General features: G+C 60.8%; 1 protein-coding gene and 1 pseudogene. Both read right to left on the reverse strand.

From position 1 onward, the window contains the following. On the reverse strand, positions 1-798 hold a 798-nt coding region (locus AC1DT3_RS21890), incomplete at its 3' end, for an NADP-dependent isocitrate dehydrogenase (protein WP_477467281.1). Between the two features lie 131 nt (positions 799-929). Then, positions 930-1193: pseudogene (locus AC1DT3_RS21895) on the reverse strand (hypothetical protein); the annotation flags it as partial.

A 1193-nucleotide genomic window follows, 5' to 3' on the forward strand; every position in this document is an offset into this window, starting at 1 on the left:
GGCCCAGACATAACCGCCCGACCACTTGAGCGCCGAGGCGACCATGTCGTCGATGAGGCGGTGTTCGTAGGTGATGCCGGCGGCCTCGAACTTGGTCTTGAACTCGTTCTGGTAGACCTCTTCGAAGATGTCCTTGAAGCGGCCGTCATAGGCCTTGAGGATCGTGTTCTTCGTCGAGAGGTAGACCGGGTACTTGCGGTTCAAGCCGTAATTCATCGAAGCGCGGGCGAAATCGCGGATCGAATCGTCGAGGTTGTACATCGCCATCGCGACGCCGGCATCGGGGAACTTGAAGACTTCCTTCTCGATGACGGTGCCGTCCTCACCCTCGAACTTGATCGTCAGGCGGCCCTTGCCGGGCACCTTGAAATCGGTCGCCTTGTACTGGTCGCCGAAGGCGTGACGGCCGACGATGATCGGCTGGGTCCAGCCCGGCACGAGGCGCGGCACGTTCTTGCAGATGATGGGTTCGCGGAAGATCACGCCGCCGAGGATATTGCGGATGGTGCCGTTGGGCGACTTCCACATGTCCTTGAGGTTGAACTCCTTCACGCGGGCTTCGTCCGGCGTGATCGTGGCGCATTTCACGCCGACGCCGTATTTCTTGATCGCCTCGGCGGCCTCGATCGTCACCTGATCGTTGGTGGCGTCGCGATGCTCCATGCCGAGATCGAAATATTTCAGGTCGATGTCGAGATAGGGGTKGATCAGCTTCTCTTTGATGAAGTGCCAAATAATGCGGGTCATCTCGTCGCCGTCGAGYTCGACGACSGGRTTGGCWACCTTGATYTTYGCCATGATCTCACCTTGCGCTTGTAGAGGGGGAATGCCCGCTGGACAGCGGACGTCATGGCGCGGGCTATAGCGCGGCTTTTGCCGCGGGGGAAGCGGGGTTGGGACAACAATCGCGGACGAGCATGCCCGAGAGCTCAGTTCCTCGCCCGTTTCGAGGATCGCGTGTCCTCGATGCAGGGGGCAGCGCTGAACAGCGAGTTCGCCGTCGCCACTTTTCCCCGGAGTGTTTCGGCGGTTTTCGGATCGGTCACCAATCGTGCGGTCGCTTTCAGGAAATCCTGATCGCAGGAGCACGCCCCGCGGCCTTTCTTTTCGTAGCACAGGTCATGTGCCCGGCAGGCGGCGTCGAAGGCATCCTTAGGGGCTGCGCGATGATCGTCGCCGGCGCCGCACCAATG

The organism is Microvirga sp. P4_G7 (assembly GCF_056401005.1).